This is a genomic window from Sphingopyxis sp. H115 (assembly GCF_001468465.1).
Classification (GTDB): Bacteria; Pseudomonadota; Alphaproteobacteria; order Sphingomonadales; family Sphingomonadaceae; genus Sphingopyxis.
The window spans coordinates 211,379-227,324 of record NZ_LNSA01000005.1 but is presented as its reverse complement, the minus strand read 5'-3'; the positions used below and the strand labels follow the sequence as shown (position 1 = coordinate 227,324).

The window sequence follows — 15,946 nt, the reverse complement described above, 5'->3', positions numbered from 1 at the left end:
ATCGCCACTCGATATGACAAAACCCTTCTCTCGTTCGAGAGCTTCCTAAACCTCGCCGCCACGCGGCTATGGCTGAAGTCTTTTGTCAACGCGGCCTAGTGGGAGCGCGAGCGGGCCTTACCTCGCGAAGATTTAGCTGCACCGGCTCCCCCAGGCCATTCTTGACCCCCCAGGTTGCCGCCTGCGTACGGTTCTCGACCCCAAGCTTACGCAATATCGCCTTTACATGGACCTTCACGGTGGCCTCACAGATACCGAACTGGCGCGCAATCACCTTGTTGGCCATGCCGGCCATAATGCTTTCCAGAATTTCGATTTCGCGGTCCGACAGCCCGACCGACGCGGCGCTGCTTTTCCAGTCGCCGCCAAGCGCCGCCGGAACCCAACTGGTCAAATTGTTGACCAGTTGCGAAGGAAAGACCTTTTCCCCCAGCGCTACCAGCTTGATCGACTCGACCAGCGGCGCGCAGAGGATTTCCTTGATGATGACGGCATCGACCCCCAATTGAAACGCCTCGACCACGTCCTCGAAGACATAATGGTCGAACAGCAGCGCCAGGCGCGCATGCTCCTTTTTCGCGGCAATCCGACGCGCCGCATCGAGGCCGAAGCCGGTATCGCCACCATCGACGACGATCACATGATCGTCGACGTCGTCCGCGATCCTGCCCTGCGTATCGAGCAACGCCGCAGCATCGGAAACCGACGCCTGGATTTGAAAGCTCTCGCCGGAAAGGATGTTGCGCAATCCTTCCCTTGCGATTTCATATCTCGCCAGAAGCGAAATCTTGATCAATTGCGACATTCCCGCCTCCTGAATTCTCAGTCAAGGCGACCCCACTTGTCTGGACTTCGGTCTAAACCCCAAATTCCCTTTGATCTCATCGCGGCGGACCCCTCCCCACGTTGAATATGTTAACTTTTAGCTTTGTTGCCCAATAACTACCCTAATGGTTATACAACTAAATGACATAATCTACGCGGATTTTGACATATACCCACAAAGAGGTATGGACCATTCCATCGATGTCTGCAGAAAACGGGCCCTCGCGGGCGGCAAGGCGATCTTAATCGCACATAATGCAGAGACTTAAGTTTCGATCGCAAATTCGCCGAATTCCTAGACTTTCGGGTGATCCCCGCTTGGCGAGCGGCTCCGAAATCCGCGCCGAGTCCTAATGATTTTAGTTAATATCGATCGTCGATCGATGCCGAACCGATTCGCGCTCCTCTCGCCGTGCGAGTCGCGGATCGATTCGACAGAGCCAATCTGGCGGCATTCGGGCTTCATTTGCGAGGCCGCAAGGGTCGCGTTACTTGCGGCGCCGACCCGGCCGGCGCCGTTATCGGGCGCCGCGCGTGAACGCTCCCACGAATAGTCGAGACAGGTCAATCCCGATCGAAACGGGCGCCGACGCAAGCTTGATCCCCTCAGCGTGCACCGCATCGGTCTTGAAGGATCTGCCTCCGCCTGCGGTGGCGGGCGGGCTGCCCAAGGCAACCATCGATGCCTTTGTCGCCACCGCGTCGCGATAACCATGGATCCAGCGCCGGTCGCCGCTGAACGACATGATCGGGCGGACGCCATTTGCCTGGCGTCCGTCGTAGATGCGGTCGGTCATATTATCGAGCACGACCCAGCCCGCTTCCGACCGCACCATCAGAAACGCATGGTCGGCGTTGATCGCGAGGTCGCGCAGCAGGACGAGTTTCATGCGGTCGTCGTCGATACCCGCTGCGCGCAGCATGTGCATTTTCAGGATCGCGAAATCCTCGCAATCGCCGCTGCCCCGCGCCACGGTTTCGGCGGCGGTCGCCCAGAAGTCGCGTTGCCGATAGTTGCCTTCATCACCGATATAGGCGATCCGCCGGTTGACCCACTGGTTGACGCGCTCGAGCGTCGCGGCCTCGCCAAGGCCGCGGCTTACGGCGGCGCGATCGAGCTCGGCCCGCATCAGGCGGGCGGCAGGCGCGCGGCGAACGCGGGTCCAACGATCGTCGAAGCGCGTCGTTTCGACCGGGATCGCCAATGTGCCCAGCTCGCTGTCCTCATCCAGAGCAAGGGCCGCGCGCAGCGGAGCCGGCGCGCCGCAATCGATACGCGCCGAGGCGGTGACCGGCCGATCCGATTGGAAAAGGCGGCTGGCGTCCGCCGCAATCGGCCGGACAGCCGCCGGATCACCGCCCGCCGGCGCGACATCGACCGCTGGGGTCGCGCGTTCCTGGCTCATGCGGATCCGGTCGAGCGCGCTTGGTGCCTGCGACCCGCCTTCCCGGGCGTCCGCAAATTCGGCGCTCGGCGGTGGCAAAGCGACGCGGGCTTGACAGGCGCTGCCGATCGCAAGCTTGGCGTTCGCCATTTTCGCCGCAGGCCCCTCGACAGCGTGCGCAGTCGCGGGCATCGCGAGCGTGCAGGTGGCGAGCCCGAGCGCGGCGACGCTGATGAAAGCTGACAGGCGGAACCGCGCGAACATGGCGCAAGGCATGCCGAAGCGAAGTGAGAATTGGCTTCAGCAACATGGTTAAACGCGCGTTTACCATCGGGAAACGCGGATGGGGCGAGGCGATACCTCAAAATGTCGGGATGTGTTGAACTGGTCGACCAGTCTCCTGCTGGATCACCTTCGCCCGCGTTCTCATCTGACCGCGGGTGACAAGTAGCCGATCCTTATCTTCACCAGGTTAGCCGCTCGCCTTGCTGTCGATCGCAAGATCGAAATGCACCCTGTTCCAAAGCGGATGCTCTCGATCCGGGGAAGCGAATTGCCCATATTTGCCGCGGCACTACCTGCCGCTTTGCACCAACCTTTCGGCCGGCATTCGAGCCTGCGATCATCCCTCTTCGCGAAATTACTTAGTACTTGAAGTATTTTTGCAAGGTGATATGCCTAGTGTGGGAACAGAGGATATATCGACGGCGCGAGTAGGGGATCGACGAAATCCCGCGCCGCCGGACGGAGCAGGCAGTCGCCCAATCACCTCATCCCGAAAAACAGGCCGGATGCGCTAGCCGCATTTCCGCCGCGATGACGCGTGCGGAAAGGGAGCAGTTCGTCCGCGATATGGGAGGAAATTCGATGAAAAGCACTGTTCTTATGCTTTCGACCGCGGCCGTTGCATTGATGGCAATGCCCGTTCAGGCGCAAACCGAGCCGACGGCAAGTGCTGCGAGCGTTGGCGAAGGCGAAAGCGGGTCGGCGGGCGACGATCCCTACGGCGAGATTCTCGTTACCGCGCAGCGCCGCTCCGAGAGCGTACAGGATGTGCCTATCGCCATCTCAGCGTTCAACTCTGACATGGTTGAAGCGAGTGGCAGCACCAATATCACCAGTCTGAACGGGCTGGCTCCCAACGTCGTCCTGCAGACGCAGGGCCTCGTTGCCAATGTTCCCATGATCTCAATTCGAGGCATGAATACGTCGGATCCCGACCCGAATGCCGACCCGAAGGTCAGCACGATTATCGATGGAGTCTACATCCCCTTCGTGTCGAGCACGATGCTCGATCTGTTCGATGTGGAACGCATCGAAATCCTGAAGGGTCCCCAAGGCGTGCTTTTCGGCAAAAACAACCTCGCCGGCACGCTCAATGTGATCAGTTCGCGCCCCACGGACGATTTCGGCGGCGAGGCACGCGTGTCGTTCGGATCGTTCGGACTCAAACAGTTTCGCGGCAAGCTCAACTCGGGACGCTTTGCTGACGATGCGCTTGCGGCAAAAGTTGCCGTGAATTTTCGTGATTACAATGGCTACAGCCGCAACGTCATCACCGGCAACCGGTTGAACGGCGCCAATGTGAAGTCGGTGCGTGGTGCACTGGAATATGACCGGGGTGGATCGTTCGATTCGACGCTGATCGTTGATTGGCTCAAACAGAAAACGACGGGTCCGGCCCCTCATGTGCTCGACAATGGCGACCCGAACTGGGATTTGCTTCCCGACGAGGTCAAGACCGACGTTCGCAAGGCCGCGGTGTTATTCGATCCCTTCGCCAACACCGAAAGCTATGGCGGCTCGTGGAATTCGAACCTGGATGTCGGCTGGGGCACGATTTCCGCCGTACTGGGTTATCGGCACCTCGACTATGTCACGCGCGGCGATTTCGACGGCCTTATAACACCCGCCCCACAGCTAGACGTCACGCGCGACTTCAGCGGCAAGTCGAAAAGCGGCGAACTCCGCTATGTCTCGCCGGCAGGCGAGCCGGTCGATTTTGTCGTCGGCGTCTATTATCAGACCGATCAATGGCGGCAGTTTAACACTGTTCTGGCAAATCCGACGACCACGACACTGGCGCAGCTCAACCAGGACACGGAAAGCTATGCCGTCTTTGCGCTGGTGAACGCGCATCCAGCGGAGGGGCTCACGCTGTCGATTGGCGGGCGCTACAGCCACGACAGCAAGGATTATGACATTTCATCGCAGGTTTTTGTCAACGGTAACCAGATTTCATCGTTCACGAGCAACCTCAAGGCGAATTGGTCGGAATTCACGCCGCGGTTGACCGTCAATTACGAACTCTCGCCGGACGCCATGATCTATGCCAATTATTCGCAAGGCTACAAGGCTGGCGGATTTAACTCGCGCGGCACGATCCCCGAGAATATCGGCCCCTATAATCCGGAGCGCGTCACTGCTTACGAGATCGGGATAAAGAGTGATCTCTTCGACCGGCTGCTGCGGCTCAACATCGCGGGCTTCGTCAACAAATACCGTGACCTGCAAAGCTCGGTTACCCGGATGGGAGCGGTGCGCGCGGAGAACATCACCACGAACATTGCCGCGGCGAAAATCTCCGGATTCGAGATCGAGAGCCTGCTTCGACCGGCTTCGGGGCTTACGATCGGGGCGAATGTCGCCTATCTCGATGCGCGCTATACCGATTTTTGCGCCGACACGAACGGCGTCTTTACCAATGGCGCGCCCGAACCCGGTCAATGCGCCCCGGCAGTGCCGATCCTGATCAATGGCGTGCCCAATGGCACTTTCGCCGTGCCGACCGATTCCTCGGGTCTCGACCTCGCCAACGCGCCCGAATGGAGCGGCAGCCTCTCGATCGACTACGCGATCCCTGTATCGTTCGGTGAAGTGAAGCTCCACGGCGACGCGCGCTACTCGTCGCGTTTCAATACCTGGGGGCGCAGCAACCTCTCTGGCTACTATCGGAACGAAGTGGTGCTGCTCAACGCGAGCATCGCGGTTGCCGGCGAGGACGAACGTTGGAAAGTAACGCTCTACGGGACCAATCTCTCCGACCAGGACGTGATTTCGGGCGCAACCAACGCCGGCGCGACACCGATTTCTCAATTCTATCAGGCACCGCGTGAGTTCGGCGTCGATTTCTCGTTCAAGTTCTGACGAACAGCGCTTTCAGGAGACACGGGATGAATTGGAACGTTGATCGCCGCACCTTTGTTGGCGGCATGGGGGCAATGGCTGCTGGGGGGCTGGCAATGCCTGCCATTGCCAGAAGCGGTAAGAAATTAAACGTCCTGATGATCGTGACCGATCAGGAACAAGGCATCGCAAGCTATCCCGCAGGGCTGCTCGAAAAATTGCCGGCGCACCGTGAGTTGCTGGAACGCGGGATGCTGGTGGAAAACTATCATGTCCACACCACGCCCTGCACGCCTTCGCGTTCGACCATTTTTCAGGGGCATCATACGCAGCAGACCGGACTGTTCCTCAACAGCGACAACGCCCCCAATCCGGTTGCAGCTGAGGACATGCCGACACTCGGACATATGATGCAAGCGGCGGGTTATTACACCAGCTACAAGGGCAAATGGCACCTTAGCCGCATGAACTTCGAGCGTAACTGGAACCGCGTGCCCGGCGGTGTTTACCCCAGCACCGAACGCGCGATGGAGAAATACGGGTTCCACGATTATGGTTTTGATGGCGAAGAACTAGGTCTGACCTGGGACGGGTATCGTGCCGATATGTATGTTGCGGGCGATGCGGCGCGCAGCATCTTCGACTTCGTGCGCCGCGACAAGGCAGGCGGAAAGCCTTGGTTCATGGTCGTAGGGCTGATCAACCCTCATGACATCATGTTTTACGACGCGACTGGCGAACAGGCGAAGCATCGCACGCATCCAGACATCCTTGCCCCGCTGCGCCGCGAGCCGGGTGACCCGATTTACGAGGTCGACAATAAATTCGACCTTCCCGAAAGCTTCTATAAGGACGATCTGTCGACGAAGCCCGAGGCGCATCGCGGCATCCAGCGTCTCAACGACCTGTTCTACGGCCCCATCCCACTGTCCGATCTCGACAGCTGGCACCGTTTCAACAATTACTACTACAACTGCCTTCGGGATGTGGATCGCCGGCTTGGCCAGCTTTTGTGGGCGCTCAAAACGAGCGGTCAGATCGACAATACGATCATCATGTACACGAGCGATCATGGCGAACGCGCCGCGGCCCACGGCCTTCGGCAGAAGGCGGGCACCATCTATCGCGAAGAGACGAATATCCCGATGATCATAGCGCATCCCGACCATGCGGGCGGCCGGACGACTAAAGGGCTGATGGGCGCGATCGACATCGCGCCGACGCTGATGACGCTGGCAGGACTGTCTGCCGATGAAGGGCGCAACCGCTTCCCGAACCTGCCCGGCGTCGATGTATCGGCGCTGCTGTCGTCTCCGAGCGAAGCTACCGAACGCGACAAGCGCGGACATTTCTTCAATTATGCTGTCGCGCATATGTGGGAACCCAATTCGTCGCGCGTCGTGGGGCCTCGCCCGCCCGGCGAGAAAGTGCCCGATTATAGTGCGATCTACGACTTGTCGAAGCGCAGACTACACCGCGGCGTGCATGATGGGCGCTGGAAGTTCGCGCGCTATTTCGCGCCGGCTCATCACCATATGCCGTCCGACTGGAAGACCCTGAATGATCGCAACGACCTTGAGCTATACGATACCCACGCCGATCCGAAAGAACTCTTCAATCTCGCGATGGATCCGGAGCATCGCAAGACGGTCATGCGACTGAACGCCATGGTGAATGCCTTGTCGGAGCGAGAAATTGGCAAGGGGCTAGATGATGGTCGCGAGTATCCTGGCCCGACCGAAATGTACAATCAACGCGGTCAATAAAATATACCGTCATGACCTCATGGGCATCGAAGACTCTGCAGGAAAAAGGGGGACAAGTGTACTTGTCTACATAATTGATTGTATTTATTCAGTTATTAATGTAAACTTTTCAGAGTTACAGAAATAAAATTGAAATTTTTTCCAATTACTTTTGGACAATGCATAATTTTAATATACCTATCAGAGCATAAAGCGGTATCTCGGCATTGTTTCCGTCACATTATACAAGCTGGAAGCAATCCGCCTGTTGTATCGCGAAAAGAACAGCACTGACCCGCGCGAGATGCGGGTTCGCCTGACCGCTCGAAGTTTTGTACGCTTCTCCCACTACGCCAAGCTTCGCGAATCTTTTATGCGAATAGCTGATCTGGCTGGTAGCGGACGAATCAGCTTTGGATATGACGCTCCTTCGCAGGCCCGCCGAAGTTGGCGGACCTGCATAGCTGCGGTGTGCCTGAGCGGCGGTCTTCTATTATGCGGCGAGCGGCGGCAGCCGATGCAGGATCCGCAAATACCGCGCACTCACCGAGAGCCGTTTGACGGCCTCTCTACTTGCGGATACGCGCCGTCTTGTCGAAACGCGCGCGAAAATCGGTGAGATCGATGCGGAAATCGTCGCCCGCGAGATAGGCCGCGTCGCTCAGCTGCGGCTGCTCCTGCGCCTTGTACCAGTTGACATAATCTGCCGTGTCGCGGCTGGCCTTGCGATAGTGGGTCGAATAGGTGCTTACATGCACCACTGGCGTTTCGGGCGCCATGTCGAACCGCATCAGCCGCATCCAACCGTCGCCGATCCCCTCGCCCTGCTGGAGCTTGCGGCCCGCATCCTTCGCGGTCTGGCCGCGCGCCTGATAGTCGGAGAGGATCTGATAGACCTTGTGCCCGAAACGGTTCGCGTCGGTGCGCATCGACTGGGCATGCTGATGGCCGCAAAGAACCATGAAAATCTGGTCGTGCTGGCTGACGAGCTTGTCCCATACCATTTCGGGATTATTGTCCTGCTTGTCGACGGCGTGGCTGTCGATTGCCGGGTTTGAGAGCCGACGCCCCTGCGTGTCGAGATAATTATGCGTCGAGATGATCGTCGGCAGCCCCGGATGAAGCTTGATCACCGACGCCGCCCATTCGAGCGACGCGTCGGGGGCGTCGAACTGCAGACCGATGTGGAGAAAGCGGTAGCCACCCGCGGTGAAGATTTGCGCGCTGTCAGCGCCATCGTCGTGCGCGGCGACATACCAGCTCTTGCCGCGAAAATAGTCGGATTTGTCGGAGAAGACCGACTTGAAATTGGTGAGCCCGCCGGGGTGGAGCATGCCGAGGCTCGACATATCCTTGAAGACCGCAGCTGGCGGATGATTGGAATCGGTCCACATCGCGTCATAGTCGTGATTCCCCGGCACGACCGAGAAGGGAACCTTGCCCGCGATGAGGTCATAGCCCTTTTTCGCCGCCGGAATTTCGACCGTCTTCACCCTTGGCGTCGGCGCGAAATGCGAATCCATGATTGGATTGGGCACCCGCTTGAAGCCGCGCGCGGCATGGCCCGGATCCATCTCGAGCGTCTGGTGCTGCCAGATGTCGCCGAGCGCGGTGACAAAGGCAATGTCCCCGCCGGCGCTTTCGACATTGTTCGCGATATATTGCATCTGCTCGAAGAACATCTTGTTCGCGTCGAACGGAAAGCCTTCGGCCGTCTGATGCGTGTAATCCATGTAATTTTGCGTGTCGGGGATCACCGCGATGGTGAAACTGTCGTCGGCGGCGACGGCGGGACCGGCGAGCGCGAGCGCGAGCACCGAGCCAAGGACCGCGCGACGGGTGAAACTGTGGAAGATTTTCATGATGATCTCCTCGATCGGGGGGGGTCAGAACTGGAAGCCGATTTCGGCGGTGAACATGCGCGGTTGGCCGGCGATGAAGCTGGGAATGCCGAAATTGTCGCCGGTATTCCCGGCATCGATGACATATTTGGCGTCGAGCGCATTTTTGAGCGCGACCTCAAGCCGCCATTTCTGGTCGGGCGTGCGAATGCCGGCGCGAAGGTTCAGCAGGCCATAGGCCTTCTGGACTTCGTCGACCGCGAAGTCTGCGGGCTGCAGGTCGGACCGGTCGTTGTCGTCATCGAAGAAGAAGCGCGACTGCCAGCTGTAGGTCGGGTTGAAATAGACCTCGGCCGCATTGCCGACCGGCACGGTGACAAAGGCGCCCATCGAGAAACTGTGGTCGGGCGCATTGCGGAAGCTGTTGCCGTCATAGGCGCCCCCGGTCAGCCGCGCATGATTGTACGAATAGTTGGCGAAAAGCTGGAGCCAGCTTGTCGCATTCGCCTGCACCTGCGTCTCGAAACCATAGGCTTCGGCCTCGCCTGCGTTGACCGTGGTCAGCGTGCCGTCGATCGTCTTGACCGTCTGGAAATTGCTGTAGTCGAAATAATAGACGGCGCCCTCGAACAGCAGCTTGCCGCCCGCCGCGGTGCCCTTCAGCCCCAGCTCGTAGCTGTTGACGAGCTCCGCCGGTGCCACCGACGCCGGCGCGGTCGCCGAGATATTGAGCGCGGGCGAACGGCGGCCGCGATTGTAGCTGAGATAAGCGTTGAAGTTGTCGCCGAGCTCATATTGCGCCGCAGCGCGCCAGCTCCAGCCACTGAAACTCTTTTCTGCCGAGAGCAACGCGCCGTCGGCCGTCGGCTGGAAGAAAATTCCGCCGCGCGTCAGACGGCTCGGGCCGTTCGGCAGCGTGCCGATCACGGTCGCCGTTTTGTCGTCGTGCGTCCAACGCAGGCCTGCGGTCAACGACAGGCGGTCGGTCGCACGCCAGGTGCCGTCGGCGAAGATATCGACCGTCTTCGCGGCACCGCCGAAGGTCGAATCGTCCTGATGCGCGGGCTTGAGTGCGCCCGCAAGCGGGCCGAGCGCGGCAAGAATCTGCGCCTGCGTCAGCCCCATCGGCGCCGAGGGCTGGAGGGCGCCCGAAAAGAGCAGTGCAGTCGCGCGCTCGTCGAACTGGAACAGGTAGCGGTCACTGTTCGCCAGGTCGACATAGGAAGCGCCGATCACGCCGGTGAAGGCACCCTTGTTATCATAGGTCAGGCGCAGTTCCTGCGTTGTCTGATCGCCCCAGCTTTCGCCGACACCCGCGATGATGTTCATGAAGGTGCCGTCGGGGTCGAACGCCTCGACGTTGCGATATTTGCGATAGCTGGTGATCGAATTCACCGTCAGCACGTCGTTGATGTCCCACGCGCCGAGCAGCGTCACGTCCTTCAATGTCCGGTCGATATAGAGGCGGTCGCCCGCCAGCCCCGCGAAGGAACCGAGAACGACACCGCTGTGCGGCTTCGTGTCGCCGAGGACGGCGCCGCTCACTGGGTCGCGCGGCAGGAAGACGTTCGACTTGAAGCCGGTGCCACCGCGTGGGGTATTTTCCTCGCGGTTATAGATGAGGTCGAAGCGCAGCCCGCTTGCGGGCGTGAAACGCAGCGCGCCGCGATAGGCCAGCGTATCGACCCCGTTGAAATCGGTGCCGCCGGCGAGATTTTCGACATAGCCGTCGCGCTTGCGCCACTTCATCGCGACGCGCACCGCAAGCAGGTCGTCGGCGATCGGCGCGTTCGCCATCGCTTCGGCCATGCGATAGCCATAGTCGCCGACCCCCGCCGAAGCGCGGACCGCGAAATTGTCACCCGCCTTGTTCTGGATCACATTGACCCCGCCGATCAGCGCGCCGCGCCCGAAGAGCGTCGATTGCGGTCCCTTCGCGATCTCGATCCGTTCCATGTCGTAAAGCTCGAACGCCGACGCCGCGACCGACGAGGTCGATACGCCGTCGAGATAGATCGAGACGCGCTGCTCACCGATCCCATCGGAGGTGATGCCGCGGATGATGAAGCCCGGCGCGCCAACGCTCTGTTCGCGCACCTCGAAACCGGCCGTGTAGAGGCTGACATCCTCAAGCGTGTCGGCGCCGATCTTGTCGAGCATCTCGGCGTCGAACGCCGACAGGCTGATCGGCACGTCGACGATCGACTGTTCGCGCTTTTGCGCGGTGACGACGATCATTTCCGAATCACCGCCGTCCGCGCCGGGCGACTCGAGCGTATCGGCGTGAGCGGGATTGGCGGCGAGCAGCGCGAGCAGGCTGGCGCCAAGCAGAAAATACTGGAAGGACACGGAAAACCTTTCGTTGGAAGAGCCAGTGAATTACGATACTTCTTCGTAACGTTTATATTTTCGATACGGGCGTGTATTGAAAAAAGACGACAGTTTTGTGAAAGCCCCCGCCGCGATGGACGGTGCGGGAAAAAGAGGTGGACATGACGGGAGAACAGTTGAAGGATCCGCCGGGCCGCGGACGGCCGATGAGCGCCGAACTCGACGATGCGATCCTTGAAGCGGCATGCGATGTGCTAGCAAAGCACGGCTATCGCGGCTTTTCCTTCGACGCCGTTGCCAAGGCCGCGGGCACGACGCGTCCGGCCATCTATCGCCGCTGGGAAAAACGCGAGGACCTGCTCCTCGCTGCGCTCGACCATGTAATGCGGGTCCATAGCGCCGACGCCGACGTCGCGCGGATCCTGGCCGGCGCGAGCGATGACGAACTGCGCGACCTGATCGAGCGGATGATCGATAGTTTCGTCACGATCGTCGCCGACCGGCGCGTCGCCGCGGTGAGCATCGCGGTCTCAGCCGCGATGTACGAGGATCCCGACCTGCGTGCGCTGGCGCAGGCGCATCACTATGATCGCCGCAAGCCGCTCGAGACAGTGCTGGGCCTTGCGCGTGACCGTGACCTCCTCCGCAACGACGTTCCGCTCGACGATCTCATCCACATCTTCGTCGGCGCGGTGCAATATCGTTCGAACATGCTCGTTGAATCGGTGACGCAAGAATATGCGCGCAATGTACTCAAGCTGATATTTGCTTAGGGCGCCTGCCCTGAATGGCCAGCTGCAACACAGGCCGCTTTTGGCGATCGAACAAAGAGAGCGGACGTTCCGTGAGGCTTCGGAACGCTCGCGCTAGTGCTCACATGGGCAGAGTGGTCGATGCGGCTCGGGAACGCATAGTCCTCGATCGATCCGCCGCGACGTTCGAGCCAAGCTGCCATCTGCTGCCGTTAGATTGTGATTATCCCGCGCTTCGCGGCGATCGCTACGGCATGCGTTCGATCGGCAGCCCCGAGCTTCGCGAAGATGCTTTTCATATGGGCCTTCACCGTGTCCTCCGAGATCGAAAGCTGCCAGGCGATTTGCTTGTTCGCGTTTCCGCCCGCCGCGAGTTCGAGCACGGCGATTTCTCGCTCGCTGAGTTCCTCATCGCCGAGATGGACAGCGATCTCGTGCGCGATTTCGGGCGGGATCCGCCTTTGGCCCGCATGCACCGCGCGTATCGTTTCCAGCAGGTCCTTGCGCACGGCACTCTTCAGCAGATAGCCGACGGCCCCCGCCCTGAGCGCGCGCGCAGCCTGGCTGTCGCCAGCATAGGTCGTCAGCACGACGATGCGTGCCGCCGGAAATTCGCTTCGAATGGCCTTGATCGCATCGACGCCGCCGAATTCGGGCATCTGGAGGTCCATCAGGGTGACGTCGGGCCTGACGGCCCGGAAACGTTCGATCGCCTCTAGCCCGTTCGACGCTTCGGCAACGAGTTCCATGTCGGGCTCGACCCGGAGCAGCGACGCCAGGCCGTCGCGAAGCATCGGGTGATCGTCGACGGTCATCACCCGGATGGCGCGCGCCGATTTGCGAAGAGGCATCTTCTATCCCCTGCCCAAATAGCGGCGCATGGCCTGCGCCCAACCGCCCGCTGCCGCTTGCGAATAGGCGATCTTCGCCGGAACGGTAAGCGTCACCTGCGTGCCGCCCCCCGGACGGCTCGCCAGCGAGAAGCGGCCGCCGATGATTTCGGCGCGTTCGCGCATTCCGGTCAATCCGAAATGACCTTTGCGCCCGCCGCCTGAAGCGATGTCGGCTTCCATGCCGTCGCCATTGTCCAGGATCTGCAGCACGAAATCGCGCGCATGGTACATGATATTCACCTCGATATTTTCCGCTCTGGAGTGCCGCAGGGCATTGGAAACCGCCTCTTCCCCGATCCGCAAGATCTCCTCACAGACGACGGGGTGCAGCGTTCGCGGCTGGCCCTCGACAACGACACGGAAATCACCCGAAAATGAGGGAATCGCACGCGCCGCGAAATTGGCGAGATGTTGCGAGACATCATCTTCGGGCGCCGCCGCACGCAGCTTGTAGACCCGGTCACGCCCTTCAGCGAGCGCCGCGTCGGCAAGGTCGAGCGCCTCCTCCATCCCGCGATAGGCTTTATGCGTTTTTGGAAGAAGGCTCATCGCCGACTGAAACCGATAGACGAGCCCCTGGAAACCCTGGAGCAGTGTGTCGTGCAGCTCGCGGGCGATGCGTTCGCGTTCGCGCAGCCGCTCCTCGAGCTGGCCCTGGATCCGCTCTGAAACCTGGCGCAGGCGAAGCGAATAGAGAAGCCACGCGCCCGCCGCGACGAGGCCCGCGACAAGCAGCTTGAACCAGATACCCTGCAGGAAGGTCGGCGCGATCGCAAAGGTCAGCATCGCGCCGGTCCGGTTCCACACGCCATCATTGTTCGACGCGATGACGCGGAACCGGTATTGGCCCGGTCCAAGGCCCGTATAAAAAGCCTGCCGCCGCGTTCCGGGATCGATCCAGCCGGCGTCGACGCCCTCCAACTGGTAACGGAATCGCACGCGTTCGGGAATCGACAAGCTGAGCGCGGCATAGTCGATCTGCAGGCTCGACGTTCCCGCGGGCAGGTCGAGCAATGTCGGGGAGCTATAGGACTTCCCGCCCGCGATCAGCCGGGTGATCGAGACGGGTGGCGGCAGCGGGTTTCGGTTCAGGCGGCGAGGATCGATCCACGCCACGCCGTGGCTGGTCACGAACCAGAGTTTGCCGTCGCTTGCGGCGATCGCGGTTTGGGTGTTGGAATCCTGCTGGGCGACTCCGGGTAGCCCGTCGTCGAGATTGAACAACGTTGCGGCGAGGGGCTGATCGGGACGCACGAAGGCACGCGCCAGATCGGCCGACGATACGCGAGTAACCCCTTCGATGCCGTTGAGCCACAAGTCGCCGTCGGCGTCGCGCACGATACCCGAGATACGGCTCAGAAACGGATGCCTCTCGGCGCGCAACGTCCGGAACCGGTTTTCTTCCAGTCGCGCCAGCCCGAAATCGCCCCCTGCATAAAGGTCCTCGCCGGCCGCGACGACGACCTCGATGCTGCCGACGTCCAGCCCCTCGCGCCCGGCAAAAACCTTCCGCGTTCCGTCCTCAATCTGGACGAGATGGTCCTCGAAATTGAGCCACATCCGCCCCTTGCTGTCTGATGCGATCTGCACCGGCGCGCGTTCCGCATCGCCCGTAACGAACGGCGCGCGTCGCCATGTCCCCGCGCCCCGACAAAACACGCCCTCGCGCAGGATTAAGACGCATAACGTGCCGGCCCCATCCTCGACCCACCCCGCCACCGGTCCGGCGGGCAGACCGGGCGACGGCACCGGCCTTGAAGCGCCCTCTTCCAGATAGAATGCGCCGTGGTCGGTTCCGAGCCAAAGCGTTCTGGATCGGTCGACGTGGAGCGACCAAGGCACATCCGCAACGGCGGATATCCACACGGCCGGCCGGTCGGGAAACGCCAGGAACAGGGCGTCGCCTGTCGTCACATAGACGGCGCCATCGGCGCCGGGGACCGCGAGGAAACCGAGGCGGGACGTTTTCGGCAAGCCAGGCGCCGCGACCGCGTTCGCCTGGCGGAAGCGATCGAGGCCGAGGTTGGTGCCGACCCAGATATTGCCTTCCCGGTCCTCGATCAGCGGATTGGCAAGGTCGGAACTCAGCCCGTCGGCCAGAGTGAATTGCTCGCCGGGCTCGCTGTCGGATCGGCTTCGCTCTATCGGGTCGACGAGACGGAAAATGCCGCCCGATCTTCGCGTTCCCCACAGGACATTGTCGCGGTCGACCAGAATATGCTCGCCGCTTCCTTCGAGGAGCAGCGACCGCGTTCGCCCGGGCCGGCCTTTGCTCGCGCCGGGCTGCAACCGGTCGACCACCGGGTGGATCGGCAGGTTACCGCCCGGCGAAATCCAAATACGGCTGTCGGGCGCTTGGACGATGCGTGTCCGGTCGAATGCACGCTCGCCGGTACGCTCGAATCGCTTCGCGCCGGGCCGCAGCACCCAGATCGCGTCGCCCGCTGCCGCCCACAGCGAACCGTCCGCCGCGGGCAATATCCCCGACACGCCGCCGTCGGGGAGTCCCCATGCGGCGCCGACCATCGACCAGCGCCCGTCGCGATACCGCGCCAGACCGCCGCCACTCCGGCTTTTGATCGCCGCCCAGACCGCCCCCCGCTTGTCTTCGGCGATCTGGATCACCGGGATGCCGCGCTTTCCGAGGTTGAAATTTGTCAGCCGCCCACCGCGCAATCGCGAAATCTCACCCGTGTTATACCCGATCCACAGGTCGCCATTCGATGCGGCGCGCAGCGCGTTGATATTGGCCGACGGCATGCGGTCGCCGGCAAGAGGGCGGAATTTGTCGAAGCGCACCCCGTCGAAACGATATAGCCCCGCGCCAGTGCCGAGCCAGAGATAGCCGTCGCGCGATTGCGCAAGCGCCCATATGTCAGGCGGCGCGCCGTCGGCGATCGTCCACGCCCGGTGATGAAGCTGGGTCAGGCTGCGCTGGGGATCGAGCGCGAGGCCGGGGTGCCCTACAGCGAGAGCCAGTCCGCCGATCGCGAATGCCCATAGTTTCCCGGCCGCCCTCATGGCCGATCCCTAGCTTTCACCTCGCGC

General features: G+C 61.2%; 9 protein-coding genes. 3 read left to right on the top strand and 6 right to left on the bottom strand.

The genetic code is table 11. The annotated features are described in order from the left end of the window. Positions 1-85 precede the first annotated feature (85 nt). Complete coding sequence (locus ATE71_RS06130; protein ID WP_160328015.1) at positions 86-748, bottom strand: LuxR C-terminal-related transcriptional regulator; 663 nt, start codon at positions 746-748, stop codon at positions 86-88. 595 nt (positions 749-1,343) lie between these two features. Beyond that, positions 1,344-2,474 carry a transglutaminase-like cysteine peptidase gene (locus tag ATE71_RS06125; RefSeq protein WP_058802544.1) on the bottom strand — a complete coding sequence of 377 codons (1,131 nt, stop codon included), beginning with the start codon at positions 2,472-2,474 and terminating at the stop codon, positions 1,344-1,346. Between the two features lie 603 nt (positions 2,475-3,077). Between ATE71_RS06125 and ATE71_RS06120 the strand changes: the two genes are divergently transcribed. Both ATE71_RS06120 and ATE71_RS06115 read left to right on the top strand, forming a co-directional pair. Then, on the top strand, positions 3,078-5,357 hold the full coding sequence (locus ATE71_RS06120) for a TonB-dependent receptor (protein ID WP_235587921.1): 2,280 nt from the start codon (positions 3,078-3,080) through the stop codon (positions 5,355-5,357). A 26-nt stretch (positions 5,358-5,383) separates the two neighbouring features. Further along, positions 5,384-7,102, top strand: coding sequence for a sulfatase-like hydrolase/transferase (locus tag ATE71_RS06115; protein WP_082665101.1), 1,719 nt, complete (start codon positions 5,384-5,386; stop codon positions 7,100-7,102). Between the two features lie 548 nt (positions 7,103-7,650). Here the strand turns inward: ATE71_RS06115 and ATE71_RS06110 are convergent. Both ATE71_RS06110 and ATE71_RS06105 read right to left on the bottom strand, forming a co-directional pair. Next, positions 7,651-8,943 (bottom strand): metallophosphoesterase, encoded by a 1,293-nt coding sequence (locus ATE71_RS06110; protein WP_058802541.1) that lies wholly within the window; start codon positions 8,941-8,943, stop codon positions 7,651-7,653. A gap of 24 nt (positions 8,944-8,967) precedes the next feature. After that, the gene (locus ATE71_RS06105; protein WP_058802540.1) at positions 8,968-11,271 is read right to left on the bottom strand and encodes a TonB-dependent receptor; all 2,304 of its coding nucleotides are present in this window, start codon (positions 11,269-11,271) and stop codon (positions 8,968-8,970) included. Positions 11,272-11,414: 143 nt separating this feature from the next. Here ATE71_RS06105 and ATE71_RS06100 point away from each other — a divergent pair, with 143 nt between their 5' ends. Further along, the gene (locus ATE71_RS06100) at positions 11,415-12,026 is read left to right on the top strand and encodes a TetR/AcrR family transcriptional regulator (protein WP_082665100.1); all 612 of its coding nucleotides are present in this window, start codon (positions 11,415-11,417) and stop codon (positions 12,024-12,026) included. Positions 12,027-12,217: 191 nt separating this feature from the next. Here ATE71_RS06100 and ATE71_RS06095 read toward each other — a convergent pair whose 3' ends face one another. Both ATE71_RS06095 and ATE71_RS06090 read right to left on the bottom strand, forming a co-directional pair. Next, positions 12,218-12,856, bottom strand: coding sequence for a response regulator (locus ATE71_RS06095; protein ID WP_058802538.1), 639 nt, complete (start codon positions 12,854-12,856; stop codon positions 12,218-12,220). A gap of 3 nt (positions 12,857-12,859) precedes the next feature. Next, positions 12,860-15,919, bottom strand: coding sequence for a triple tyrosine motif-containing protein (locus tag ATE71_RS06090; RefSeq protein ID WP_058802537.1), 3,060 nt, complete (start codon positions 15,917-15,919; stop codon positions 12,860-12,862). Positions 15,920-15,946 lie beyond the last annotated feature (27 nt).